The organism is Amycolatopsis sp. NPDC049252 (assembly GCF_043197175.1).
GTDB lineage: Bacteria > Actinomycetota > Actinomycetes > Mycobacteriales > Pseudonocardiaceae > Amycolatopsis.
In genome coordinates, this window is sequence record NZ_JBICSQ010000036.1 from 18,137 (window position 1) to 42,993 (window position 24,857).

29 protein-coding genes are annotated in these 24,857 nt (G+C 72.7%); 15 read left to right on the top strand and 14 right to left on the bottom strand.

The features are described from left to right. Window positions 1–174 precede the first annotated feature (174 nt). The 3 genes from ACGFMK_RS29635 (at window position 175) to ACGFMK_RS29645 (ending at window position 1,877) form a co-directional block, all read left to right on the top strand. The gene (locus ACGFMK_RS29635) at window positions 175–891 is read left to right on the top strand and encodes a S1 family peptidase (RefSeq protein WP_392769935.1); all 717 of its coding nucleotides are present in this window, start codon (window positions 175–177) and stop codon (window positions 889–891) included. 66 nt (window positions 892–957) lie between these two features. Next, complete coding sequence (locus ACGFMK_RS29640) at window positions 958–1,401, top strand: YdeI/OmpD-associated family protein (RefSeq protein ID WP_392769937.1); 444 nt, start codon at window positions 958–960, stop codon at window positions 1,399–1,401. Beyond that, window positions 1,401–1,877, top strand: coding sequence for a nucleotidyltransferase domain-containing protein (locus ACGFMK_RS29645; protein WP_392769940.1), 477 nt, complete (start codon window positions 1,401–1,403; stop codon window positions 1,875–1,877). Before ACGFMK_RS29640 ends, ACGFMK_RS29645 begins: the two co-directional genes overlap by 1 nt. On the opposite strand, the gene ACGFMK_RS29650 is transcribed toward ACGFMK_RS29645, so the two are convergent. Then, window positions 1,874–3,337 carry a class I adenylate-forming enzyme family protein gene (locus ACGFMK_RS29650; protein ID WP_392769942.1) on the bottom strand — a complete coding sequence of 488 codons (1,464 nt, stop codon included), beginning with the start codon at window positions 3,335–3,337 and terminating at the stop codon, window positions 1,874–1,876. The genes ACGFMK_RS29645 and ACGFMK_RS29650 overlap by 4 nt on opposite strands. Before the next feature lie 45 nt (window positions 3,338–3,382). Beyond that, window positions 3,383–4,282, bottom strand: coding sequence for a hypothetical protein (locus ACGFMK_RS29655; RefSeq protein WP_392769945.1), 900 nt, complete (start codon window positions 4,280–4,282; stop codon window positions 3,383–3,385). 299 nt (window positions 4,283–4,581) lie between these two features. Between ACGFMK_RS29655 and ACGFMK_RS29660 the strand changes: the two genes are divergently transcribed. The 6 genes from ACGFMK_RS29660 to ACGFMK_RS29685 all read left to right on the top strand — a co-directional run bounded on the left by ACGFMK_RS29660 (window position 4,582) and on the right by ACGFMK_RS29685 (window position 8,784). Further along, a complete protein-coding gene (locus ACGFMK_RS29660; protein WP_155541946.1) occupies window positions 4,582–4,926 on the top strand; it encodes a WXG100 family type VII secretion target in 345 nt (114 codons plus the stop codon). Window positions 4,927–4,943: 17 nt separating this feature from the next. Continuing rightward, the gene (locus ACGFMK_RS29665) at window positions 4,944–5,246 is read left to right on the top strand and encodes a hypothetical protein (RefSeq protein ID WP_072480751.1); all 303 of its coding nucleotides are present in this window, start codon (window positions 4,944–4,946) and stop codon (window positions 5,244–5,246) included. Window positions 5,247–5,347: 101 nt separating this feature from the next. Next, a complete protein-coding gene (locus ACGFMK_RS29670; RefSeq protein ID WP_323332633.1) occupies window positions 5,348–5,731 on the top strand; it encodes a hypothetical protein in 384 nt (127 codons plus the stop codon). Next, entirely contained in the window at window positions 5,728–7,044 is a 1,317-nt protein-coding gene (locus ACGFMK_RS29675; RefSeq protein ID WP_392769950.1) for a WXG100 family type VII secretion target, read from the top strand. The genes ACGFMK_RS29670 and ACGFMK_RS29675 overlap by 4 nt, the downstream gene beginning before the upstream one ends. Before the next feature lie 31 nt (window positions 7,045–7,075). Further along, window positions 7,076–8,422, top strand: a complete 1,347-nt coding sequence (locus ACGFMK_RS29680) for an alpha/beta hydrolase (protein WP_392769953.1) — start codon at window positions 7,076–7,078, stop codon at window positions 8,420–8,422. Beyond that, the gene (locus tag ACGFMK_RS29685) at window positions 8,419–8,784 is read left to right on the top strand and encodes a hypothetical protein (RefSeq protein ID WP_392769955.1); all 366 of its coding nucleotides are present in this window, start codon (window positions 8,419–8,421) and stop codon (window positions 8,782–8,784) included. The genes ACGFMK_RS29680 and ACGFMK_RS29685 overlap by 4 nt, the downstream gene beginning before the upstream one ends. Window positions 8,785–9,011: 227 nt before the next feature. Here the strand turns inward: ACGFMK_RS29685 and ACGFMK_RS29690 are convergent, their stop codons facing one another. The 4 genes from ACGFMK_RS29690 to nadA all read right to left on the bottom strand — a co-directional run bounded on the left by ACGFMK_RS29690 (window position 9,012) and on the right by nadA (window position 13,807). Then, complete coding sequence (locus tag ACGFMK_RS29690; protein WP_392770103.1) at window positions 9,012–10,163, bottom strand: S8 family serine peptidase; 1,152 nt, start codon at window positions 10,161–10,163, stop codon at window positions 9,012–9,014. A 94-nt stretch (window positions 10,164–10,257) separates the two neighbouring features. After that, window positions 10,258–11,151: a carboxylating nicotinate-nucleotide diphosphorylase gene (gene nadC, locus ACGFMK_RS29695; protein WP_392769958.1), complete on the bottom strand. Its 894-nt coding sequence runs from the start codon at window positions 11,149–11,151 to the stop codon at window positions 10,258–10,260. Then, window positions 11,148–12,797, bottom strand: a complete 1,650-nt coding sequence (locus ACGFMK_RS29700; RefSeq protein ID WP_392769961.1) for an L-aspartate oxidase — start codon at window positions 12,795–12,797, stop codon at window positions 11,148–11,150. The genes nadC and ACGFMK_RS29700 overlap by 4 nt, the downstream gene beginning before the upstream one ends. Further along, on the bottom strand, window positions 12,794–13,807 hold the full coding sequence (gene nadA, locus ACGFMK_RS29705; RefSeq protein WP_392769964.1) for a quinolinate synthase NadA: 1,014 nt from the start codon (window positions 13,805–13,807) through the stop codon (window positions 12,794–12,796). The genes ACGFMK_RS29700 and nadA overlap by 4 nt, the downstream gene beginning before the upstream one ends. A 111-nt stretch (window positions 13,808–13,918) precedes the next feature. Here nadA and ACGFMK_RS29710 point away from each other — a divergent pair, with 111 nt between their 5' ends. Then, window positions 13,919–14,551: an NUDIX domain-containing protein gene (locus ACGFMK_RS29710; protein WP_323332620.1), complete on the top strand. Its 633-nt coding sequence runs from the start codon at window positions 13,919–13,921 to the stop codon at window positions 14,549–14,551. A gap of 41 nt (window positions 14,552–14,592) precedes the next feature. Further along, on the top strand, window positions 14,593–15,309 hold the full coding sequence (locus ACGFMK_RS29715; RefSeq protein WP_392769966.1) for an LON peptidase substrate-binding domain-containing protein: 717 nt from the start codon (window positions 14,593–14,595) through the stop codon (window positions 15,307–15,309). Here ACGFMK_RS29715 and ACGFMK_RS29720 read toward each other — a convergent pair. The 7 genes from ACGFMK_RS29720 to ACGFMK_RS29750 all read right to left on the bottom strand — a co-directional run bounded on the left by ACGFMK_RS29720 (window position 15,306) and on the right by ACGFMK_RS29750 (window position 21,858). Further along, window positions 15,306–16,361, bottom strand: coding sequence for a M48 family metallopeptidase (locus ACGFMK_RS29720; RefSeq protein ID WP_392769969.1), 1,056 nt, complete (start codon window positions 16,359–16,361; stop codon window positions 15,306–15,308). The genes ACGFMK_RS29715 and ACGFMK_RS29720 overlap by 4 nt on opposite strands. A 68-nt stretch (window positions 16,362–16,429) precedes the next feature. Continuing rightward, window positions 16,430–17,026, bottom strand: coding sequence for a DUF2567 domain-containing protein (locus ACGFMK_RS29725; protein ID WP_392769972.1), 597 nt, complete (start codon window positions 17,024–17,026; stop codon window positions 16,430–16,432). Window positions 17,027–17,084: 58 nt separating this feature from the next. Beyond that, the gene (locus ACGFMK_RS29730; protein ID WP_392769973.1) at window positions 17,085–17,288 is read right to left on the bottom strand and encodes a hypothetical protein; all 204 of its coding nucleotides are present in this window, start codon (window positions 17,286–17,288) and stop codon (window positions 17,085–17,087) included. After that, window positions 17,275–18,288, bottom strand: a complete 1,014-nt coding sequence (bioB, locus tag ACGFMK_RS29735; RefSeq protein WP_392769975.1) for a biotin synthase BioB — start codon at window positions 18,286–18,288, stop codon at window positions 17,275–17,277. The genes ACGFMK_RS29730 and bioB overlap by 14 nt, the downstream gene beginning before the upstream one ends. Before the next feature lie 79 nt (window positions 18,289–18,367). Further along, entirely contained in the window at window positions 18,368–19,093 is a 726-nt protein-coding gene (gene bioD / locus ACGFMK_RS29740; RefSeq protein ID WP_392769978.1) for a dethiobiotin synthase, read from the bottom strand. A 45-nt stretch (window positions 19,094–19,138) separates the two neighbouring features. Next, window positions 19,139–21,322, bottom strand: a complete 2,184-nt coding sequence (locus ACGFMK_RS29745; RefSeq protein ID WP_392769980.1) for a SulP family inorganic anion transporter — start codon at window positions 21,320–21,322, stop codon at window positions 19,139–19,141. A 278-nt stretch (window positions 21,323–21,600) separates the two neighbouring features. Beyond that, window positions 21,601–21,858, bottom strand: a complete 258-nt coding sequence (locus tag ACGFMK_RS29750) for a hypothetical protein (RefSeq protein ID WP_392769982.1) — start codon at window positions 21,856–21,858, stop codon at window positions 21,601–21,603. Window positions 21,859–22,177: 319 nt separating this feature from the next. Here ACGFMK_RS29750 and ACGFMK_RS29755 point away from each other — a divergent pair, with 319 nt between their 5' ends. Continuing rightward, complete coding sequence (locus tag ACGFMK_RS29755) at window positions 22,178–22,693, top strand: STAS domain-containing protein (RefSeq protein ID WP_392769985.1); 516 nt, start codon at window positions 22,178–22,180, stop codon at window positions 22,691–22,693. 85 nt (window positions 22,694–22,778) lie between these two features. Next, window positions 22,779–23,435, top strand: a complete 657-nt coding sequence (locus ACGFMK_RS29760; RefSeq protein ID WP_392769987.1) for a phosphoribosyltransferase — start codon at window positions 22,779–22,781, stop codon at window positions 23,433–23,435. A gap of 21 nt (window positions 23,436–23,456) precedes the next feature. Here the strand turns inward: ACGFMK_RS29760 and ACGFMK_RS29765 are convergent, their stop codons facing one another. Beyond that, window positions 23,457–24,092: a hypothetical protein gene (locus ACGFMK_RS29765; protein ID WP_392769990.1), complete on the bottom strand. Its 636-nt coding sequence runs from the start codon at window positions 24,090–24,092 to the stop codon at window positions 23,457–23,459. A gap of 18 nt (window positions 24,093–24,110) precedes the next feature. Here ACGFMK_RS29765 and ACGFMK_RS29770 point away from each other — a divergent pair, with 18 nt between their 5' ends. After that, on the top strand, window positions 24,111–24,287 hold the full coding sequence (locus ACGFMK_RS29770; protein WP_392769993.1) for a hypothetical protein: 177 nt from the start codon (window positions 24,111–24,113) through the stop codon (window positions 24,285–24,287). 169 nt (window positions 24,288–24,456) lie between these two features. Continuing rightward, a complete protein-coding gene (locus ACGFMK_RS29775; protein ID WP_392769995.1) occupies window positions 24,457–24,855 on the top strand; it encodes an STAS domain-containing protein in 399 nt (132 codons plus the stop codon). The last annotated feature ends 2 nt before the right edge of the window (window positions 24,856–24,857 follow it).

Here is a 24,857-nt window from a genome sequence, read left to right on the forward strand (position 1 = left end):
GTCCCCTCGTGCACGGCCGTAAGAACTCCGGCCGTCCCGCTCACCGGACCGGGAGGTATTCACCGTCGGCAACTTTCCGACTTCGGTAGGTTCCGGAAAATTCCGGCGGAACCTACCTTGGGCGAGTCGTCTCGATCGAGACGGAATCCCAGGCCGAAGGGCATTTTCATGCGCATGTCGGTGCTTCGAAAGGCTTCGAGGGCGGTAGCAGCGGTCGGTGCCGCCGCCGCGGCGTTGAGCTTGGTCTCCGCGGGAGTCGCGGACGCCCAGCAGGACATCATCGGCGGGAGCACCGTCTCCTCCGCGCCGTGGGGCGCCCAGATCTACTGGAACAACGTCACCACCTACGGCGGTTTCGAGTGCTCCGGGACGATCATCGCCCCGCAGTGGGTGCTCACCGCCCAGCACTGCCTGAACTCGCCCGGCATGCACGTGAAGGTCGGCAACGTGACCCTCCAGCAGGGCACGAACGCCGCCGTCGACCAGCAGAAGGCCTCGCCCAACGGCGACATCGCGCTGCTGCACCTGTCGACCGCGGTGAACACGACGTACATGAAGCTCGGCACCGGCAACCCGCCGTCCGGGGCCACCAACCAGATCTACGGCTGGGGCCGCACGCAGGGCACCAGCCCGCCGTCGAGCACGCTGAAGACCGCCAACGTCCGCGTCACCGGCACCAGCACGGACGCCTTCGGCGGCACGGCGATCGCCAGCCAGGGGGTCAACGGCTCGGCCTGGCACGGCGACTCCGGCGGCCCGGAGCTCTACAACGGCCTCCAGGTCGGCGTCTGCTCCACGGGCAACAACTCCGGTTCGAACCCGCAGGGCACGCAGAACTACGCGAGCGTCGCGTCGAGCCGCAGCTGGATCCGCACCACCGCGGGCGTCTGAGCCCGCCGCCGTGACGGCCTCACCGCCCGGGAGGCCGTCACGGCGCGGCCGGGGCATACTCGCCCCATGAAGTTCCGCACCACGGTCCTGCTCGGCGGCAAGACGGCGACCGGCCTGCCGGTTCCCGGCGACGTCGTCGAGGCGCTCGGCGCCGGCAGGAAACCCGCCGTCACGGTGACCCTCGGCGGCCACTCCTACCGCACGACGGTCGCGAGCCGCGGTGGGCAGTTCCTCGTGCCGCTCAGCGCCGAGAACCGCGAGCAGGCCGGGGTTTGCGCGGGTGACGACGTCGACGTCGAGATCGTCCTCGACACGGCACCCCGCGAGCTGGCGATCCCCGAGGACTTCACGACGGCGCTGGCCGCCGATCCCGAAGCGCGGAAACGCTTCGAAAGCCTGTCCTACAGCGGAAAACAGCGGTACGTGCTGCCGATCGGCCAGGCGAAGACCGAGGAGACCCGGCAGCGCCGGATCGCCAAGGCCGTCACGGACCTGCACGCCGGCAAGTGATGGACGCCCGCACGGTCCTGCGGGTGCTCGAAACCCTGGCCCCGGCTGAAGTCTGGGTCGCGGGCGGCTGGGGCGTCGACGCCCTGCTCGGCCGCCAGACGCGCGACCACCGTGACCTCGACCTGGCGCACCGCCGGGACCAGGAACCCGCCGTGCTCACGGCGCTGGGCGCGCTCGGCTACCGCGAGACGCTCGACCTGCGCCCGGTCCGGTTCGTGCTGTCCGACGGCCGCACCGAACTCGACCTGCACCCGCTGGTCTTCGCCGGGGACGGCTCGGCGGTCCAGGCCGCTCCCGGCGGGACTTTCCCCTACCCCGCCGAATGTTTTGTCACCGGCCGGATCGACGGCGTCGAGGTGCCGTGCGTTTCCGTGGCCCAGCAGGTGTTCTTCCACCAGGGTTACGAGCCGACCGAGCGCGACCTCGCGGACATGCGCGCCCTGCGCGAAGAATTCGGCGTCGAAACCCACTTCTAGTCCACAACGGACGCTCGCAGCGCCGCCTTGTCGGGCTTCCCGGACGGCGCCACCGGCACCGAGTCCACCAGCTCGAACCGCGCCGGCACCGCGGCCTCCCCCAGCTCGGCCGCCACCGCCTTGCGCACCTCGCCGAGGTCCGGCGAGTGCCCCGGCACCGGGAGCACGAAGGCGACCGCCGCCTCACCGGTCCGCGCGTCCGGCACCGCCACGACGTAGGCCTGGTCGACGTCCGGGTGTGCGGCGATCGCCTGCTCGATCGGGCCGGTGTAGTGGATGATCGCGTTGACGATCACGACGTCCCGGGCGCGCCCGGACAGGTGCAGGTACCCGTCGGCGTCGAGGTGCCCGAGGTCCTGGGTCCGGACCCAGCCCTCGCGCAGCACCTCGGCCGTGGTGGTCTCGTCACGCCAGTAGCCCGCCAGCGCCGACGGCGTGCGCACCCAGACCTCACCCTCCTGCCCCTGGGGCAACGCGGCGCCGGCCGCGTCCCGGACCTCGATTTCGACCGTGTCGCACGCTTTGCCGACCGATCCGGCCCCTTCGTCCGCCCCGCAGACCGTCAGCATCCCGGTCTCGGTCTGCCCGTACGCGTGGTGCATCGCGGGCCCGATCAGCTCGGCCGCCTCGGCGAGCTTGTGCGGCGGCACCGGCGAGCCGGCCACGATCAGCGTCCGCAGGTCGCTCAGGTCGACGTCCTCGGCCCGCAGGACGTCCAGCACCTGGTGCAGCCGCGGCACGGTCATCAGCGCCGCGCTCACCCGCAGCCGCGGCAGGATCCACGGGAAGTCCGGGAGCCCGTCCGGGATCACCGCCGTCCCGCCGGAGAGCAGGCAGAGCGCGGTCTGTTCGAGCATCACGGCGCTGGAGAGCGTGCCGAACAGCAGGAACCGGCCGAACCCCGCGCCGAGCTTCGCGTGGGCCGAACCCGGCTCGGGCGCCCGCCACACCCGGCCCTCGGTCAGGGCCCGGTAGTCGAAGGCGACGCCCTTCGGGACGCCGGTGCTGCCGCTGGTGAACACGACGGTCGCGATGTCCTCGGGCCGCCCCGCGGGCACCGGCTCCTCGTACACCGAAAGCAGTTCCGGCCCGATCCGCAGGATCAGCGCGCCCGCGACGGTACCGAGCAGCTCGGGCGACTCGGTCGCCTCGTCGACCACGAGCGCGCCGATGTCTTCGACGATGTGCCGCAGCTGCGGCACCGGCAGCCCGGCCCGCACGCAGACGACCCGGCAGCCGAGCACGTGCGCGGCGACGATCGCGGCGAAACCCTCCGGCGTGACGGCGGTGGCGATCCCGACGCCGTCACCCGGGCCCAGGCCGGCGGCCCGCAGTCCCGCGGTGAACCGGCCGATCAGGTCCTTCACCGACGCGCGGCTGGTCACCTCGCCGCCGCGTTCGAACGCAGGCACGTCCGGCGAGCGGTCCAGTTCGGTGAGCAGCGCCTGCGGGTGGACCATTTCGACCGCCTTCCGTCCGGGGCCCCCCGGTCTACCGGGCGGATCTCAGAATTTCGGCAGAGACGTTCCGGCAGCGAGCACGCGGTCGCGCACCCGCACCGACAGCACCGCCGACGCCGTGACCAGCACGACCAGCGTGGCCGCCGCGGTGAGCGTCCGGAAGTCCGGGTGGACGATCGACTGGCCGCGCTGCGCCTGCCAGGTCAGCAGCACGATCAGCCCCGCGTAACCGAGCCCCGCCGTCCGGACCAGCCGTCGCCGGACGATGTCCGACGAGAGCTGCGGGTACCGGCGGGCGAGCACCAGCAGCCCGAACGCGACCAGCGGCAGCACCTGCAGGCCGTGGATGCCGACGAAGTGCGGGATCCGCATGTCGCCGCCCACCGTGCTCCAGCCGAGCACCGGCAGCCCGGGCCCGCCGTCCGCGACGCCGACCGAGTGCGCGCCGAACGTCGAGGGCCTGCCACCCGCGTCCAGCACCGCCTGCTGCGCCGGGGTCGGCGAGAACATCAGCATCGCGACGGCCATCCCGGCCAGACCCAGCCCGGTCCCCCACCGCAGTGCCGAGGCCAGCGCGCGGTCCGGCAGGCGCTGGAACAGCAGCAGCACGACGACGGCCGCCGTCATCAGGAACGCCGCGTACGCCCCGCCGGCGACCACGTTGTTGATCATCACGTCGGCCGGGGCCGCCTTGTTGAAGTGCAGCGTGCGGTCGCGGAAGATCATCTGGACCACGATCAGGCCGACGTCGACGCCGATCCCGGCCGCGAACACCGTCCCGAACCACCAGCCGGCCCGCCGTCCGCGGCGCAGCAGCGACAGCAGCCAGGCCAGCGTCAGGGCGTACGCCCCGATCGACACCGAGAACTTGAGCGGCTTGAGCCAGACGGGCGCGTTGACCAGCGTGCGATCATCGACGAGCAGCCGAGCAGCGACGCCACGCACAGCAGCGCCATGGCCCCGGCAAGCACCACCAGCGGGCGGTGCCACGACCGGAGCGTGACCAGCGGATTTCCCTTGTCTGCCATGGTTTACAGCCTGGCCGGGAGGGCGTGCGCGGGCACTGGAGCGCGCCCCCGTCCCGGGGTGGGGCGGGCCCTACCTGGCCCCTGTGGGTAATAGTGCCGTCAGTACGACCGGCAGTTGTGCCGTTTGACCACACCAGCCTTCTTTCTAGCGTGACTTTCACACCGCGCGGACCACCGCGCCAGGGGAATTCGCTTCAGGAAGGAGGTGGCCCGTCGATGTCCAGTCCGGGATTCCAGGCAGATTCCGCTGCCATGACGCGCGCCGTCCAGGGTTTCGAGGAAACCGCGACGAACGCCAAGTCCACGATGGCCAGCTTGGAGTCCGAGCTGACCGAGGCCCTGCGCAACTACAAGGGTGACCAGGCCGTGGCGTTCTGGGACCTCCAGCGCCGGCTCCAGGAGAAGATGACCGTGGCCGTGAAGGAGCTCGACACCATGTCGCAGCTCGTCCACACCAGCCACCAGAACTACGGCCGCGGCGACGCCGACGTCCACCAGAGCTTCCAGGGGGTCGGCAACACCCTCGAGGGCTCGGGCGTGATCCCCCGCCTCAACCCCTGACCCGAGAGGACGTACCGATGGCCGACGTCGTCGAAATCAACTTCGCCGCGCTGCAGCACAGCTCGGCGTCCCTGGCCGCCAAGGCCAAGGCGCTCACCTCGCAGCTGGAGCAGCTGCACCAGAACCTCCAGCCCATCACCGCCACCTGGTACGCCTCCGGCAGCTCCGCCGGTGACGCGGCGCGCCAGTCGGAGACCCGGCTGCGCCAGGCCACCGCGGACATCGTCGCCATCATCGCGCAGTTCGGCGGCAAGGTCGGCGAGGCCCACGACCTCCAGCAGCAGCTGGAGAACCGCAACCAGGGACTGTTCGCGGGCTGATCCGCGCCCAGACGTCGGTCGGCCGGTGCGGGAAACCCCCCGCTCGCACCGGCCGACCGGCTTTCCCTATCCCCCACGTGCGACGAGAGAGCCGGGACCCGATGCACGACCAGTCGTACTACGTCCACCTGGAATCGCTGAAGGACTTCGTGCGGGAGCTGGAGACCCAGATCCAGGCGATGTCCAAACCGAACGACTTCCTGCTCACCCTCGGCGACGAGCCGCTGCTGTTCGGCGAGTTCGGCGAGGCCGGGTCGCTGGCCGACGCCAACCGCGCCGCGGTGTCGGAGATGCAGGGCCTGCTCGACCAGGTCCGCAGCGCGATCGGGTTCGCGCAGGACGTCACGAACACGGTCGCCGACGGCTACGCGAACGCCGACCAGTCGGTGGCCGGCGACCTGCACAGCTCGGGTGCCGTCACCGGCCTGCTGGACCCGGTGCTCGGCCTCCTCGGCCTCGGTGACGGCAACGGGAGCAAGGGATGACCCACCACCACGACACCGCGCACACGAACTTCGCCGCGTACAGCCATCAGCAGCTGTACGCGATGCTGCAGGCCGGTGACCCGAACAGCGCGCGGCACGCCGCCGACAAGTGGAAGTCCGCCGCGCTGCACCTGCACGAGCAGGCCCACAACCTGAACTCCGAGCTCACCGAGTTCAAGGACCAGTGGACCGGTGGCGCCGCCGACCAGTACCAGCACATGATCGTCGACCTCGCGAACGGCATCTCCAAGGTGGCGCAGACCGCCGAGGCGATGAACGTGATGCTCGACGACGCCGCCGACGCGCTGGTCAAGGCCAAGAAGGAGATGCCGCCGCCGGTTTCGGTGCCGGACGTCTCCCCCGCCGACGTCGCGCTCGCGGTGAACCCGCCGCTGCTGCCGCCGGACGCCTCGCCCGCCGTCGTGCAGGCCGCCGCGCAGCAGCGGCAGCAGGCGATCTCGAACGTCGAAGCGCAGCAGTCCGCCGCGAACGCCGCGGGTTCCGCGCACGGCAAGGCGATCGCGGTGATGACCACGCTGGCCGGTGAGTACAGCGTCGCCGAGGACTCGATCCCGGCGTCGCCGAACGCCGTCGAGACGCCCGTCGCCCCGCCCGCCGGTGGTGGCGCGGGCAGCGTCGGCTCGCCCGGCCTCGTCGGCAACGGCACGACCGGCCCCGGCGTCGTCGTCACCCCGACCGACGGGCACCCGCTGCCCGGCGCCGACGGCACCACGCCGCAGCCCGGCACGACCGTGCCGACGTCGAACCCGCTCTTCGGCGACATGTTCACCGCCGGGCTCGCCGCGGCCTCGGCCGCCGCGTTCGGCCGCTTCGGTTCGATCATGCCGAAGGTGCCCGGCTGGGCGTCCGGCAAGGACCCGAAGGAGAACAAGGACGAGGCGCCCGGCACGAAGCTCGGCGGCGGCGGGGCCGGCGTCGAGGGCGGGGCCGGTGGCGGCATCCCGATCGGCGGGGGCGACGCGCCCTCGATCGGCGGCGGCATCCCCGGCGGTGGCGGTCTTTCGGCCGGCGGCGGCGCGGACGCCCCGGCGGCGCACTCCGGCCTGGCCGGCGACGGCGGTTCGGGCAACGCGCTCAGCGGGCTCGCGGGCAGCGCGGTCGGCGCCGCCGGTGCGGCGGCCGCCAAGAGCGCGATGCCGATGATGCCCATGATGCCGATGGGCATGGGCGGCGGCGGGGACATGGGGTCCGGCCGCCGGATCCCGGCCTGGCTGGTCGAGACGGAGAACGTCTGGGGCCAGTCCGCCCCGGTCGCGCCGCCGGTGATCGGCGAAGAGCCGGACGTCTACTAGTCCTTCGGAAACGCAGAACGGAGGCGACCCGGTGACGGGATCAGCCACGGGTTACCGGGTCGCCCCCGCTCGCCTCGACACGGCGGCGGGAGAGTACGGCACGCGGGCGGACGCCCTGGCCACGGCGCAGTCCGCGGTGGCCGGGGAAAAGGTGCCGGCCGCGGCCTTCGGGAAGGTCAGCGAGTCCGCGGCCGCGGCCAAGACGTTCGAGAAGACGATGACGGAGCTGGGCTCGAAGCTCGGTGACCACGTCGCGCGCGTCAAGAAGCTCCAAAGTGGACTGACCGAGTCGGCGGCCGGGTACCGGCGGGCCGACGCCCAGGTCGCCGCGATGTACCGGGCCCTGATGCCCGAGGATCCCTTGCCCAAGGCGGGAAATCCGGCGGGCATCGGCGGCGCCGCCGACACCGGCGTGTGGGGCCAGGCCATCGCGGCCAACCGCGCGAAGGTCGCCGACGCGCTGACCGCCGAGCGCTCGCGGCTCGCGCAGCTCACCGACCAGGACGAGATCGCGCGGTCGCAGGCGCGGATCAAGCTCTACGAAGACATCCTCGCGAACCACCGGCAGATCCTGAAGTTCGACCCGTCGGGCAACGGCCGGATCGCCGAGCTGGTCGGGCACATCGAGCCGGGGACGCGCAACGTCGGGCTGTTCGTGCCCGGCGTCAACACGCAGATGTCGAACTTCGACGCCTACGCCGGCCTCGGGCGCAGCCTGGTCGCCGCGGACCCGACCGGGCGCACCGCGATGGTCGTCTGGGCCGACGGTGTCTTCCCGCAGAACCCGGTGGTGCAGGGCCCGGACGCGAGCTACGCCCAGACGATGGCGCCGGACCTCAAGCACTTCACCGACGACCTGCGCGGCGAGATCTCGAGCCACGCGGGCGACGACGTCACGCTGACCGCGATCGGCCACAGCTACGGCGGCGCGACGGTCGGGCTGGCCGAGACGCAGGGCCTCGACGTCGACCGCGTGCTGCACGTCGAGTCGGCGGGCATGGGCCACGGCGTGTGGTCGCCGTCGGACCTCCCGGCGAGCCAGGCGGGCGTGCAGCGGTTCTCGATGACCGCGCCGCTCGACCCGATCGAGATCGCCCAGGGCAACGCGTGGGGCCTCGAATGGACCGGCATCGGCCACGGCGCCGACCCGGACACCTTCCCCGGCGTCACCGAGCTGGAGACCGGCCGCGACGCCTCCGGCAACGAGCTGTGGGGCCTCTCGTCGCACAGCGACGTGCTCAAGCCGGGCTCGGAGTCGTGGACCAACATGTACCGCGTCATCACCGGCGGCCCGACGACGGCCAACGGCACCTTCGACCCGCATGGCATCCTCGAGAACGGCGTCGAGTTCCTCAACGACGGAGGTGTGCTGCGATGACCACGGAACTGGACCGTCTGGCGGGCGAGCTGACCGGCGTGATCGACAGCGTCGCGGCCGTCTTCGGCTCGCCGGCGGACCCCACGGTCGACGGCGAGCTGGACGTCGACCCGACCCGCCCCGGCCACCTGCGGTGCTGGCAGTACGGCGTCCGCCTGGAGCCGGCCGGCGAGCCGGAACGCCGCCTGGTCGAAGAAATCCTGCCCTCGCTGGAGCAGCGCGGCTGGCAGGCCCACGACCGCAGCACGCCCCGCGAGCTGATCGCCCGCTTCAGCCGCGAAGGCGCCGACTTCACCGTCCACGTCGCCCGAACCAGCCACGCGGTGGCGATCATCGGCTCCACCCGCCCGGTCCCCGCGTAACCGTGTCGTCCCCCCAGGTACGCGTGTCGTCCACCCATGCACGCGTGTCGTCCACCTGAGTACGCGAGTCGTCCGTCCAGGTACGCGAACCGACCGTCTGGGTACGCGAGTTCGCCGTTCCGGTACGTGCCTCCCGTGGCGGGAAGGGCCATTGCCCGTGATCGAACGGACGACACGCGTACCTGACCGGACGACACGCGTACCGGGATGGACGACACGCGGGGTGGCTACGGGGTGAAGCGGGAGGGGCGCCAGCCCCGGGCGCGGGCCCGGCGGACCGCCGCCACCGTGATGCCCGCCGCGGCCGCGAGGGCCACGCCCGCCAGGGCGATCGTGCCTGCCGCGACGTCGGAGGCCGGGCGGGCCGGGGCCGCGGCCGGGATCACCGCCGGCTCGGCGGCCGGGGTGACGGCCGAGCCGGGCGGGGCGACGTCGGCGGGGAGGGTGGAGGAGACCGCGGCGTAGGCGTCCAGTACTCCCCAGCCCAGCCGCGGGTCGTGGGCTCCCGACGGCGGTCGGTGGGCCGTCAGCGTGAGCCGGGTGACGACCTGGTCGCCGGTCAGGTTCGGGTGGTACGCGCGGACCAGCGCCGCGACGCCCGCGACGTACGCCGCCGCGAGCCCGGGGTCCGTGACCGGCCAGCGGTGCGCGACCGCGCCGCCCGCGCCGGCCGACGTGCTGACCAGCTCCGCACCCGGCGCGGCGACACCGACGTAGTCGCCCGCCTCGGTCTGCACCGGCTCGCCCGCCTGGTTCACCGAGCCGACGCCCAGCGCCCCGGACGTCGCCGTCGGGTACGTCCGCGCGCCCTGCTGGGTCGCCGTCGCCGCCGAAACGACCACCGCGCCCTGCGAACGCGCCCGCGCGACCGCGCCGGACAGCGCCGGGCTGTCGAACGCCGCCGGGACGGCCACGAGGATCACGCCCGCGTGCCGGTCGACGGCCGTGTCGATCGCGCCGGCCAGCGCGCCCGGGTCGCCGCCGTCGTTGGACGAGCCGTTCGCCTGCGTGTAGCGGATCGGCAGCAGGTGCGCGCCGGGCGCGACGCCGGCGAAGGTCGTCGACGGATCGGGCTGGGCGCCGACGATGCCGGCCGCGATCGTGCCACGGCCGTCGCAGTCGGTCGCCTCGGTCCCGCCGCCACCCTCGAGCTGGCCGGGGGCGAACTGGGTGTTCTGCCCGTCGACGCCGGTGCCGATGACGGCGACCAGCTGCCCTTCACCCCGCGTCAACGGCCAGAGCCGCGCCGGGTCGACCAGCCGCTGCCCCCACGGGACGGCGCCGGTGTAGGTGCCGGACGGGTTCGCGCACTGCGCTTCAGGGGCCGCGAAAGCGAGCATGGGAGAACCGGTCAGCATCAGGCCCGCCACCGCGAGCACCGCCGGAAACCGCACCCCAACCCCCGAACCACGACAGAAAAACCGGTGGCGGAAAGGAACTTCCGCCACCGGCAGTCTAACGGGGAAACCCCGTTCAGCGAAGGTCCATGCCGAGATCCAACGCGGGTGACGAGTGCGTCAAACCGCCCACCGACAGATAGTCCACACCGGACTCGGCGTAGGCTTTACCACGGTCGAGGGTGAGCCCACCAGAGGATTCCAGCCGCGTCTTCGGGGAGACGTCGTCGCGGCGCTTGACCGCCTGGGCGCACTCCTCCGGCGTGAAGTTGTCCAGCAGCACCTCGTCGGCCGCGGCCGCCAGAGCTTCTTCCAGCTGCGCGAGCGAGTCGACCTCCACCTCGCACGGCAGTTCCGGCGCGTGCGCCCGGGCCGCCTCCAGCGCGGCGGTGACCGAACCGGCGGCGACGACGTGGTTGTCCTTGATCAGCACCGCGTCTCCGAGCCCCATGCGGTGGTTCACCCCGCCGCCGCACCGGACGGCGTACTTCTGCAGCAGCCGCAGTCCCGGCAACGTCTTGCGGGAGTCGCGGATCGCGGCGCCGGTACCATCCACTTCGGACACCCACGCGGCCGTCGCGGTGGCGACGCCGGAGAGGTGACACAGCAGGTTCAACGCCGTCCGCTCGGCGGTCAGCAGCCCGCGGACCGGCCCGCGCAGCACCAGCGCGGGCTCCCCCGCGATCAGCCGGTCACCGTCTTCGCGCCCGGCCAGCACTTCGTAACCGTTGCCCAGCACCATGTCGAACACGGCCAGCGCGACCGGCAACCCGGCCACCACGCCGTCGGTACGCGGGGTCAGCTCGGCGACGGCGATCGCGTCGGCGGGCACCGTCGACGCGGTCGTCGCGTCGGGCCCGTACCGCAGGTCCTCGCCCAGCGCCGTCGTGACGACCCGCGTCACGTCGTCGACGTCGAGGCCCGAAGCCGCGATCAGGCGCAGGACCGGTTCGGAGATCGGGAAAGTCATGCCACGCCCTCCAAGGGGATCGGGTCGGCCAGCACCGGCTGGCCCGACGGGCTGAGCCGGATGTGCTGGCTGCGCCGCCAGGTCTCCGACGTCGCGGGGAAGTCGGTCCGCACGTGGCAGCCGCGCGACTCGGTGCGCCGGTCGGCCGCGGTCAGCAACGCCTGCGCGACCACGGTCAGCGCCGCGTCTTCGACGGCCGCGTGCGTCCACAACGGACTGTCCTGTGTCGACAAGTCGAGCACGGAACCGGCGGCCGCCAGGCCGTCGGCGTCGCGGCCGATCGCCGCGTACCGGCTCATCACGCGTTGCAGGGCGTCCCGCTCGGCCGTCGGCGCGGTCGTCCACGACGGCAGCCGCCCGCGCGACGGGTCGGCCAGCAGCCCGGCCGCGAGGTCCGCCGCGACGGCCTCCGCGACCCGCTGCCCGACGACCAGGCCTTCGAGCAAGCTGTTGGACGCCAACCGGTTCGCGCCGTGCAGGCCGGTTCGCGCCACCTCGCCGGCGGCGTACAGACCGGGCACCGACGAGCGTCCGTCCACAGTGGTCACCACGCCGCCGCACGAGAAGTGCGCCGCCGGGGTCACCGGGATCGGATCGCGGGACGGGTCCAGCCCCAGCACCCCGCACGCCGCGAACACCGTCGGGAACCGCTGGGCGAATCCGGCGATCCCGGTGGCGTCGAGGAAGACGTGGTCGTCGACCCCGCCGGGTGCCGTCATCATCCGCCGCGTGATCGCCGCCGAGACGACGTCGCGCGGAGCGAGGTCGCCGAGCGGGTGGACGCCGCGCATCACCGAGTGGCCGGCGCCGTCGACCAGGGTCGCCCCCTCGCCGCGCACCGCCTCGGTGACCAGCGGGCAGCGGCCACGCGCGCCCGGCGTGTAGAGCACGGTCGGGTGGAACTGGACGAACTCGACGTCCGCGACGGTCGCCCCGGCCCGCAGCGCGAGCGCGAGGCCGTCGCCGGTGGCGATCTCCGGGTTCGACGTCGCCTGGTAGAGCTGCCCGAGCCCGCCGCTGGCCAGCAGGACGGCCGGCGCCCGGACGACCCCGGGCACGCCGTTGCGGTCCAGCACCGTGACGCCGGCGACCCGGCCGCCCGGCGTGCGCAGCGCGTCGACGGCGATGTGGTGCTCCAGCACCGGCACCCGCGCCTGCCCGGCCTGCGCGACCAGGGCGCGCTCGACCTCGGCGCCGGTCGCGTCGCCGCCCGCGTGGATCACGCGGAACGCGCTGTGCCCGCCCTCACGGGTCCGGGCCAGCAAACCGTCTCCGGACGCGGCCGCGTCGAACGTCGCCCCGTCCGCCCGGAGCCGGGCGATCGCGGCCGGGCCGCCGTCGAGGATCGAGCGGGCGGCCGCCTCGTCGACCAGGCCGGCGCCCGCGGTGAAGGTGTCCTCCGCGTGCTTCTCCACCGAGTCGTCGAGGTCGTGCTCGTTCTCCAGGACCACGGCGACCCCGCCCTGGGCCCAGCGAGTGTTGCCGTCCGCGACCGCCGCCTTGGTGACCACCAGGACGTGCAGCCCGAGCGCCTGGGCCCGCAGCGCCGCGGTCAAACCGGCGACGCCGCTGCCGATCACGACCAGGTCCGCACGAGCTTCCCAGACCGGGGTTTTCGCCTGTGGGTCATTAACCGGCGTGCTCATTCGCCGCCGCCGGGCTGCCCGATCTCGATCATCCGCTGCACCGAAGCACACGCCTTCGACGCCGTTTCGAGGTCGACGTGGACCTCGTCGAGACCGTCGCGCAGGCACCGCAGCAGGGCGGCCGGGGTGATCATCTTCATGTACCGGCAGGACGCCCGGTCGTTCACCGCGCGGAAGTCGATGCCCGGCGCGGCCTTGCGCAGCTGGTGGATCATGCCGATCTCGGTGGCCACCAGCACGCTCTTGGCCTTGGTGTCGCGGGCCTCGTGGACCATGTCGCCGGTCGAGAGGATCTTGACCCGCTCCGGCGCCACCGCGCCCTCGCCGGCCAGGTAGAGCGCCGACGTCGCGCACCCGCACTCGGGGTGGATGAACAGGTCCGCCTCGGGGTCCTCGGCCGCGCGCTCGGCCAGCTCCGCGCCGTTGATCCCGGCGTGGACGTGGCACTCCCCGGCCCAGATGTGGATGTTGTCCCGGCCGGTGACGCGCTTGACGTGCGCACCGAGGAACTGGTCCGGCAGGAAGAGAACCTCCTGGTCAGCGGGGATGGAGGCGACGACGTCGACCGCGTTCGAGGACGTGCAGCAGATGTCGGTTTCGGCCTTCACCTCGGCCGTGGTGTTGACGTAGGAGACGACGACGGCGCCCGGGTGCTCGGCCTTCCAGGCCCGCAGCTCGGCGCCGGTGATCGAGTCGGCGAGCGAGCAGCCGGCCCGCGCGTCGGGGATCAGGACGGTCTTCTCCGGGGCCAGGATCTTCGCGGTTTCGGCCATGAAGTGCACCCCGCAGAAGACGATGGTGGACGCGTCGCTGCTCGCCGCGATGCGGCTGAGCGCGAGCGAGTCGCCGGTGTGGTCGGCGATGTCCTGGATCTCCGGGACCTGGTAGTTGTGCGCGAGCAGAACCGCGTCGCGCTGCTTCGCCAGGCGCCGCACCTCCTCCGCCCAGGCCGCGTTCGCCTCGACGCCGCCGAACGGCGTGAGACCTTCCGGAACCAACGTGGTGGTCATCTGGCCCTCCTGGACCTGTCTCCGGTTTTCGCCTTATAATCGAAAACCGTGCGAAGTCATCTTAACACCCAGACCCCCTTGGCCCACGAGGTTTTGGGAGCGGTCCTTCAAGTGCGCTCGGACACACTGCGGGTGCTGCTGTGGCGACGCGCGCTCGACCCGCACCTCGGCCGCTGGTCCCTGCCGGGCGGGCGGCTGCGGCCCGACGAGGACGTCGAGACGTCGATCCGGCGCCAGCTGAAGGAGAAAGTGGACGTCCGCCAGCTGAAACACGTCGAGCAGCTCGCGGTGTTCAGCGACCCGCGCCGCGTGCCCGGCCCGCGTGTGGTGGCGACCGCGTTCCTCGGCCTGGTCCCCTCCGACGTCGACCCGGAGGTGCCCGAGGACACCGAGTGGCACGACGTCGCGAAGCTGCCGCGAACGGCGTTCGACCACGAGTCGATCGTGCTGCGAGCCCGCGACCGGCTGCGCTCGAAGCTCTGTTACACGAACCTCGGGTTCGCACTGGCGCCCGAGGAGTTCACGGTGTCGGCGCTGCGCGGGCTGTACTCGGCCGCATTGGGGTACAAGGTGTCCGCGACGAACCTCCAGCGAGTGCTCTCGCGGCGAGGACTGCTGGTCCCGACGGGCCACACGGCGCCACCAGGACGTGCAGGCGGGCGCCCCGCGGCGCTGTTCTCCTTCGCCGGCAAGGGCATGCAGATCACCGATCCGTTCGCCGTGTTCAAGCCGCCGAACCGGTGACCATCCTGCGGGAGGACCGTTCTCCCCTTACCGTGGGACGCGTGACCGAGCCGGAATCGGAAAGTGACGCGACGACGACGATCCTGCCGTTGTTCCCGCTCCAGACCGTGTTGCTGCCCGGCACCCGGCTCCCGCTGCACATCTTCGAACCGCGGTACCGGCAGCTGACGGCCGACCTGGTCAGCGGCACCGTGCCGGGGCGCGAGTTCGGCGTGGTCGCCCTGCGCTCGTCGCTGACCCGCGAGGTCCGTGGTCTGGACCAGCTGTACGACATCGGCTGCAGCACCGTGCTCCGTGAGGCGAAACGCCTGCCGGACGGCCGGTTCGACGTCGTCACGCTCGCCCAGCGCCGGTTCCGCCTGCGGGAGCTCGACTGCGTTTCCGCGCCGTACCTGATCGGCTCGGTCGAATGGGTCGACGACGAGCCGGTGGCCCCGAGCGGTGGCATGGCCGAGCGCCTCGCGGCCGTCGCCCGGACGGCCCACCAGCGCTACTGCGAGACGGCGTGGCGCAGCGACGACTGGACCGAGCCGGAGGCCGACGCCGAGATCGCCGACCTGGCCTACCTGCTGGCCGCGGACTGCCTGCTCCCGCTCGAAGACCGCCAGCGGCTGCTGGAGGAACGCCACCCGCTGCGCCGCCTGCGCATCGCCTGCCGCCTGCTGACGCGCGAAACCGGCTTCCTGAACACGCTCGGCGCGGTGCCCCTGCCGCCGGGCGAGCTCACCGACCTGAGCCGCCCGGCCAGCCTGAACTAACGCTGGTCAGAGGAACTCTCGGACGATCCGTTCGCACCGTTGCCGAACTTGTTCCAGACCTTGCCCGCCGCGCCGGACACCGCCTCGCCGACGTCGCTGAACACCTTCGTCAGCGGGTCGGCCGAGGTGCTCCACGAGTCCTTGTACGACTTGGCCGCCGACTTCAGGTCGTCCTTCCAGTCGGACGTGGGGGTGTCGTCGTCACGGCGCGGGTAGTCGCCGGCGAGGATCGCGCGGTACTCCGCCGACGCCGCCCACTTCTGCAGCTGCGCCGCGCGGACCACGGCGAACGGGTGCGACTCCGTCTCGACGTAGCGCAGCTTCAGGAAGCTGTCGCGAATGTCGTCGACCGACTCGTACTCGGTCGCCTGCTGCAGGAACGACGGGATGTCGATGCGGGCCGGGTCGATGCCGCCGGCGACCTGGATCTGGGCGCGCAGCGCGGCCGTCGGATCCTGGCTGCAGAGCAGGCCGGCGCGGTCGCAGGACAGCTCGGCCTTGCGGTACCACTCGCGCAGCGCCGCGATGACCGCCCGGATGCCGAGCGCGCTGACCGGCGTCCACGACAGCGACATCTGCAGGCCGATCAGGCGCACCATGATCGTGCGGTACACCGTGTGCCCGGAGAGCACGTGGCCCATCTCGTGCCCGAGCACGAACCGCAGCGCGTCGTGGCTCATCAGCTCGACGAGCCCGGTGCTGACCCGGATGAACGGCTCGTCCATGCCGACGGCCGCCGCCTGGACCCGCGGGTCCTGGTAGACGAACACGTTCGGCACCGCGGGCAGGTCGAGCGTCTCGGCGCACTCGTGGCGCAGCCGCTCGAGCTCCGGGTACTGCTTCGGCCCGACGCGGATGGACGACGCGAGCGCCATCAGCCGCTCGCCGCGCTCGTTGTAGAACCCCGAAACGGCCTTCACGACCTGCGCGAACCCCGGCACCGCGCGCAGCGTCGCGAGCGCGCCGCGGTCCACCGGGTGCTCGTAGGCACGCGGGCTGATGCCGGGAAAACGGACGGCGTTGTGCCGCGAAACCTCGATGTCCTCGGTCACTGCTGGATCCCCCCTGTGGTTTTCGAGGGGCCCAGCCTAGGGGCGGTGCTCAAGCCAAGGGAAGTCGTTCAGCCGAGACGGCGGCCGAGATCGTCCCGGCCGTTCCAGGTGGTCAGCAGGCTGTAGGTGACCGACACGCCGAACGGGCCGGTGATCAGCACCCACCACGTCTCCAGGCGCGGCGCCAGCTCGACCACCGAGCCGAGCGCGGGCGCGCTGGTGATGGCGTAGTGGCCGTCGGCCAGTGCCGGGCCCAGCCACATCCCCATCGCCGCGGCGGCGGTCACCCCGAGCACGGCGCCGAGGAAGACGACGGGCCCACGGCGCTCGCGCAGCAGCCACACCACGAGCCCGGCGACGATCCCCAGGCCCAGCGTCAGGAAGCCGAAGATCGCGAGGTCGTCGAAGCGGTGCCAGCTCTCGAGCTCGAGCGGGCCGGTGGTGCCGTCGGCGGCGATGATCCGGACCCGCTCGGGCGGCGCGATCCGCGACCAGAGGAAGCCGATCGGGACGCCGAAGACGGTCAGCGTGAAGAACACGCTCAGCGCGGGCAGCAGGTCGGCCTTGACGACGACCCGCGGCTGCCGCGGGCGCAACAGCACCGGCACGGACCACGGTCCCGGCACGGCCGACGGCCGGTGCGCGGGGCCCGACGACTCAGTCACCCGGTCTCCCTCCTGCAACACGTGCGACCGAGCGTAACCGGTCGGTGTGCGAGCGACGTCAGCCGCTGGCCGTGTCGCCGTGGCGGCTGCAGCGGGCCGTCCAGCCCAGCGGGGTCACCTGGACCACCAGGCGCCGGGCGCAGTGCCCGCAGAACCGGGGCGGCTGCAGGTCCCGGCCCGGGATCCGGCAGGCCGGGTGGTCCGCGCCACCCGGCCACTCCTGTCCACAGTGGACGCAGAAGGCGAGCTCAGAGGCTGTCACTGACGGCCTTGATGGGCATCTTGAGCTCGTCCAGCATCGCCAGGTCCGCGTCGGCCGAGCGGCCGAGGCTGGTCAGGTAGTTGCCGACGATGATCGCGTTGATCCCGCCGAGCATGCCCTGGCGGGTGCCGAGGTCGCCGAACGTCAGCTCGCGGCCGCCGGAGAAGCGCATCAGCGCCTTCGGCATCGCCAGCCGGAACGCCGCGACCGTGCGCAGCGCGTCCTTGCCCTCGACGATCTCGTAGTGCTCGTACGGCGTCCCCTGCTGCGGGATGAGGAAGTTCATCGTGCACTCGTCCGGGCCCAGCTCGGCCAGCTGCGCCGCGAACTCCGCGCGCTGCTCGACCGTCTCCCCCATGCCGATGATGCCGCCGCAGCAGACCTCCATGCCCGCCTCGCGCACCATCCGCAGGGTCTCCCAGCGCTCCTCCCACGTGTGCGTGGTGACGACCTCCGCGAAGTGCGAGCGCGCCGTCTCGAGGTTGTGGTTGTAGCGGTGCACGCCCATTTCGACGAGCTCGTCGACCTGCTCCTGCGTGAGCATGCCCAGCGAGCAGGCGATCTGGATGTCGTTGCCGTCCGCGCGGATGGCCTGCACGCCCTCGCGGACCTGCGAAAGCAGCCGCTTGTCCGGGCCGCGGACGGCGGCGACGATGCAGAACTCCGTGGCGCCGGTCGCCGCGGTCTCGCGGGCCGCCTTGACCAGGTTCGGGATGTCGAGCCAGGCCGAGCGCACCGGCGTCGGGAAGCGGCCCGACTGGGAGCAGAAGTGGCAGTCCTCGGGGCAGCCGCCGGTCTTCAGGCTGATGATGCCCTCGACCTCGACCTCGGGCCCGCACCAGCGCATCCGCACCTCGTGGGCCAGGGCCAGCAGGTCGGAGAGCCGGTCGTCGGGCAGCCTCAGCAGCTCGAGGATCTCGGCTTCACCCAGGCCGACGCCGTTTTCGAGGACCTGCTCGCGCGCGTAGGCGAGGACATCGGTGTCCGGGACTGCGGTCACGGGCGTCTCCTTGGTCGTGGTGGTGCGGAAAGCGTCTCTCATCGTGCACGACGTGCGGTCGAGGCGACAGCGACGCAGGTCACTTCTGGGCGGACGCCCGTCCGGTGAACAGCTCGGGGTCGAACTCGCCGCCGAACCACGGCGAGAGCCCGGCCCGCGCCGCCTCCAGGAAGTCCTCGGGGGACGCGGTGCCGAGCCCGGCGGGCAGCACGCCCAGCAGGGGCGCGCCGGCCGCCACCGGCAGGTCTTCGAGGTTGGACAACGCCGCGAGGTCCGGCTCGGCCGGCCACGAGCCGATGATCACCCCGGCCACGGTGAGCCCGCGCTTCGTGGCGACCTCGGCCGTCAGCGCGGTCGCGTTGAGCGTGCCCAGCCCGGCCTCGGCCACGATGATCACGAGCGAGCCGAGCGACCAGGCGACGTCGGCCAGGCTCGAGCCGGTGCCGTCGAACCGCACGAGCAGCCCGCCCGCCCCCTCGATCAGGGTGAGGTCGTGGCCGGTGTCCAGGTCGGACGCCGCCCGCGCGATCTCGCCCGGGTCGAGCGCCGGCAGGCCGCTGCGGCGGGCGGCGGCCTCCGGCGACAGCGGGTCGGGGTAGCGGCGCAGCTCGCGGGTGGTCACCTCGGGGCCGGCCAGGCGGACGACGTCGGCGAGGTCGCCGGGCTCGTCCGGGCCGACCCCGGTCTGGGCCGGTTTCAGCACGGCCACCCGCTGCCCGCCGGCCACGGCCAGCGCCGCGATCGCCGCCGTGGAGATCGTCTTGCCGACCCCGGTCCCGGTCCCCGTCATCACCAGCATCGTCACGGACCATCAACATAGTGACCTCCGCGGACGGCGACCACGCGGGCGTCAGGTCTCGGGCCCCACCACCGCGGCCCCGGCCGGCCGGAACGAGCGCGCGTCGCCGTCGAACAGGTGCACCCGGGCGGCCCCGACGTCGAAGTACATCCCGGTCAGCTGCAGTTTCCCGGCCGCTTCGGCGGCCGCCACCGATGGGTACTCCCGCAGGTGCTCCAGCTGCTGGAGCACGTTGTGCAGGGCGAGGCGGTCGCCTTCACGCTCCGGCACCGCGCCGTCGAGCGTGGCGGCGCCGAGGCGGTGGGCGCTCGGTTCGGCGTGCCGGAGCCAGACCGACAGCGGCCCCGGCGGCGGGCCGTCGGCGAGCGCGGCCATCGCCCCGCAGCCGGAGTGGCCGCAGACGACGATCTCCTCGACGCCGAGCACGCCCACCGCGTACTCGATCGACGCGTTCATCGACGGATCGGCCTGGCCGGGCGGGACCAGGTTGCCGATGTTGCGGATGGTGAACAGGTCACCCGGCCCGCTGGTGGTGATCAGGTTCGGCACGATCCGGGAGTCGCCGCAGGTGATGAACAGCGTCCGCGGCCGCTGGCCGTCGGCGAGCCCGGACAGCGTGTCCCGCAGCAGCGGCGCGGCCCGGCGGTGGAACTCGGTCGCGCCGCGGCGGGTCTGCTGGGCCGGGATGTCGACCCCTTCCACCGCCTGCCAGTCCGACCACGGCGCCAGCCAGCGCGGCACCGCGCGGCTCGCGGCGAACCGCGACCGCGTCGGACGGCCGGCCTTGCCCTCGCCGAACCACGGGTGGCCGACCTCGTCGACGTCCACCGTGCCGCCGGCACGCTCGTGCGCCTGCTGCCAGGTGGTGAGGCTTTCGAAGGCGGCGTGGTCCAGGTAGTCGACGACCAGCTCCAGCCGCACCGGCACCCCGGCCGGGATGGCGCCGAGCACCTTCGACAGCCGCGGCACCGACAGGAACGTCAGGACGCCTTCGACGACGACGCGGTGGCGGTCACCGTCACGTTCGACGTGGATCCCCGACCAGACCGTGCGCCGCAGCATCAGCACGAGCGCCAGCCCGATCCCGGCGAGCACGCCGGTGAGCAGGTCGAACACCACCACTCCGGCGAGGGTGAGCAGGTAGACGGGCAGGTCGCCGTGGGCCAGCACGGTCTTCATGTGCCCGGGGTTGACCAGCTTCGCGCCGACGTGCACCAGCAGCCCGGCCAGCGCGGCGAGCGGGATGTTCTGGATCAGCCCGGCGAGCAGTACGACGAACACCAGCACCCAGACGCCGTGCAGGACCGCCGACACGCGGGTCTTCGCGCCGGCCGTGACGTTGGTGGAGCTGCGGACGATGACGCCGGTGACGGGCAGCCCGCCCAGCGCCCCGGAGACCATGTTGGCCGCGCCCTGGCCGACCAGCTCGCGGTCGAGGTTGGCGCGCGGGCCGGTGTGCATGCGGTCGACGGCGACCGCCGAGAGCAGGCTCTCCACGCTGGCGATCAGGGCGATGGTGACCACGGCGAGCGCGACCGCGCCCCAGCCGCCGTCGGGCAGCTGCGGGACGAGGTGGACGTTCAGCAGGTCACCGGGCAGTTCGACGCGCGGCAGCGTCATCCCGAAGGCGACCGACGCCACGGTGGCCAGCGCGATCGCGGCCAGCGGTCCGGGCACCTTCCGGACGGCCTCCGGCAGCCGCGGCCAGACCAGCAGGACCGCGATGGTGAGCAGGCCGATCATCGTGGCGGAGTCGTGGTGGGCGACGATCTGGCCGGGCAGCTCGGCGATGTTCTCGATGGCCGAGCTCTGGGCCTTGCCGCCGAGGATGACGTGCAGCTGGCCGAGCACGATCGTGACGCCGATGCCGGCCAGCATGCCGTGCACGATCGCCGGCGAGATGGCCAGCGCGGCGCGGGCGATGCGGCTCAGCCCGAGCAGGATCTGGAGGGCACCGGCGGCGACGGTGATCAGGCACGTGACGGCCCAGCCGAAGGTGCTGATGGTTTCGGCCATGATCACGGTCAGGCCGGCGGCGGGCCCGCTCACCTGGAGCGCGGAGCCGCCGAGCGCACCGGCGACCACGCCGCCGACGACGGCGGCGATCAGGCCGGCGGCGACCGGCGCACCCGAGGCGAGCGCGATGCCGAGGGACAGGGGGACGGCGACGAGGAAGACGACCAGTGAGGCCGGCAGGTCGTGGCGGAGCACGGCGAGGGGTCTCATGATCACCATGCAACCGGAAATCGTGTGAAATGTCCGCTATGCGCCACCCGATCGAGTGAACAACTGGCCAGATTTTGCCCGAACGACACAAATCGGGCGCCCGGTTAACCGCCCGTTCACGCGGCACGTGCCTGTCGGCCGACCGGTAAACCCGTGCACCACAAGGGTTCCCGAGCGCCCCGATGTGGCGGGGGGGGGGGGGGGTGGCCCCCCCGCCCCACCCCCCACGCCCCCCTGGGCCGGCCCGCGCCTGACCGTCCACAAGGGAGGGTGGCGCGCGCCGGTGCTCAGCCGGCCGGGCCGGTGACGTCGAGGATGTTCCGCTGCTCGATCCAGCTCACCGAGTGCGCGGGCCCGTCGTCGGCGATGACCGGGACCAGGATGGTGCCGGCGGGCCGGTACCGGGGCCGGCCGGCGAGGGTGCCGGTGCAGGGCGACGACGGATCCGCCCCGGTGTAGGTGACTCTCCACCGGCCGACGCTGTAGGCGATCTGCCGCCGCGGCCGGTGGCCGGTGCCCGTGCTGGGCGGGTTTCCCGGGGCCATCACGTTCCCTCGCTGTTCCGGCGCACTCGCGCGGAGCGCGAGGCGGCTGCGGAGCCGAGGTCTGGGGCAGTCCGGTCAGTCTAGCCACCGTTGCTCCATCAGCCGGAAAAATCCCCCGAACGAGGGAGCGTCGGTGGCTTCGCACGCCGGAGAAAGTTCCTTCGCCTCCCGATCAAGGGACCTGTGACTCTGGGCGGCACCAGGGCCCGGCGAGCACGATCAACCAGCGCAGAGCGCCCAGACCCCGCCTCGTGACGTTCAAACCATCGAAGGCGGCCGCGGTGAGCACCGCGCGGCCGGCAGGTCAGGAGCTCCGATCGTGAAACTCAACGTCTTCGATTTCCCCCGCCCCCGCCGTCCGCTCCCGGAATCCGCACCGGCATCGCTCCCGATCGCCGAGAACCGTGAAGAGCGTCGTGTCGTCCACGCGGTCTTCGGCGCCTCCAGCGGCCGTGAGCCCCCGGCCCTGCGCCACCACGACCTGGTGATCACCGTCGAACGATCCGGGTGGACGCTGGTCGTCGCCGTGGACGGCGACGTCGACCTCAGCACCGCGCCCATGCTCCGGCACGCTCTCGACGAGGCACTGGGCCGGGCGCCGCGGCGGGTCGTCGTGGACCTGTCCCTCGTCCGGTTCCTGAACACCGCCGGGCTGGAGGTGCTGCTCGACGCGCACCGCCGCGCCGGCCCGGACACCGACCTGCGGCTGGTGGCCACGACCCGCGCGACGTGGCGTCCGCTGCAGCTCACCAGGACGCACGAACGGCTGGTCATCCACGCTTCACGGGCGGCGGCGATCGCGGCGCCGAGATGGCCGGACAAGGACGCCCGATGATCGGTGCGCGCCCGGTGACCATCGGCCTTCGTGCGCCGGTGGCCACCGGGTGATGCTGGGGAGAAGTTCTTCGACGGGAGTGGCCATGCGGTTCCGTGATCGCCGGGAAGCCGGCGAGCGCCTGGCGCTGCTGCTGCGCCCGATGCGCGGGCGCGAGGCCGTGGTCCTCGGCCTGTCCGAGGGCGGCCTGGTGGTCGGCGGTGAGATCGCCGACGTCCTCGGCGCGCCGCTGGACATCCTGCTGACCCGCCGGATCGAGTTCGCCGGGCCGCCGGAGACGAGCCTGGGCGCCGTCGGGGAGGGCGGCCTGCTCGTCTCGGATCACGCGGCCATCAAACGGTTCGACGTCACGCCGGCCGAGCTGACCCGGCTCGCCGGCCACGCGCGGGCCGAGCTGGCCCGGCAGGTCGCCGTCTACCGGCACACCGTGGCGCCGGCCCCGATCGCCGGCCGGACGGTCGTGCTCGCCGACGACGGCGCCGCCACCGGCACGACGGCGCACACCGCGATCCGCGTCCTGCGCGCCCGCCGGGCCGGCCGGATCGTGCTCGCGGTGCCGGTCGCCCCGAGAGGTGTGCTGGACCGGCTCTCCCGCGAGGTCGACCAGGTCGTCTGCCTCCGGCCGCTGTCCTGGATGCACGCGGTCGGCAACAGCTACCGGAAGTTCTCCGCGGTGGCCGAAACCGACGCGCTCGAGCTGCTGCACCGCGAACCCCGCCTGCCGACCGAGGTTCCGCGCTGACGTCCACAACCGACCAGGGGGTCAGCCCGGCAGGCGCACGGCGATCTCGTCGCCCAGCGCGGCGCCGCCGGTGAGCTCGAGCTGGTCGCCGCTCCAGAACCGGCCGGGGTCGTACCAGTTGGGCCGGCGGCCCTTCGGCAGCAGGCCCATGGCTTCGTAGGTGAGCGCGACGATCTCCGCGCAGTAGCCGGACTCGAGGTCGGCGTCCCGGGTGTCCCGCTTCCGGGACGGCAGCCGCCCGCCCAGCCAGCGGGAGGCGAGGCGCGCGGTCGACGGGAACGGCGTGCCGTCCAGCCGCGCGACGGTGCGCAGGACCGCGTCCTCCAGCTCCGCGGTGACCGGGTGGTCGAGCTGGCGCAGCCAGACGCGCTGGTGGTACTTCTCGGCCCACACCTGCACCGCGCGGCTCAGGTCGTGCAGCTGGGCGCCCCGCTGGTGCGTGCCCGACCAGACGTCCGGCAGCGACCGGCCCAGCTCGGCGTGCCACATCAGCGGCGGGAGGTCCTCGATCACCACGGCCATGCCGACGTGGTTGACCGGGCTGTTCGTCACGACGCGGATGGTGCGGTCGGCCGCGGACCGGCCCCGGAACAGCCACAGGTCGCCGGTGCGCGTCACGGCCACCGCTTCGTCGAGATCGAGCTCGCTGGCCGGCACGGGCAGTAGCCTAGGCCGATGCGCTGGTGGAAGACAGTAGGGCTGGCCGGGCTCGTCGGGGTCGCCGCGACCGGGGTGGTCGTCGTGCGGCAGGAGCGCCGGCGGCGCGCCTACACCCCGGACGAGGTCCGGGAAAAACTGCACGCGCGCCTCGACGCCACACGACCGGAGTCCGGAGAGGACCAGCCGGGCTGACCGGCGGGGTCGCCGTTCCGTGATGCATGAAGTTCACCCGATCCGGGTATGTTCCGGGTGTCCGCGGTTCAGCCGAGCAGCCGTTGTCCCATTCGCCGGTGTTGCACCGGTTCAGCGGTGGCGGCCCGGCCGCGGTGTCGCCATCCGCCACGGAGGTGACAGCAAGATCATGCGCGATCCCTTGGCCCGCTACCACCAGGGCACCACCACGCTCACGGTGACCACCACCCACGATTCGACGGTCGTGGCCGCCACCGGGGACCTCGACGGCACCCTCGCCGGCCACCTGCTCGCCCGGCTGTCCGACGAGCTCGCGCTGCGACCGCGGGCGTTCGTCGTCGACCTGACCCGGGTGGGTTTCTGCTCCGCCCGGACCCTGCGCGTGCTGCTCACGACCTCGGCCGACGCCCACGCCGCGGGCATCCCGTGCGTCATCGTCAGCGACCAGCGCGCGGTCCGGCGCCCGATCGCCGTGCTGGGGCTCGACCACCTCCTGCAGGTGCAGGAGAACCTCGCGGCCGCGCGAGAGTGGCTGGCCGTCCTCGGCACCGTCGGCGCCACCGGGTAGCT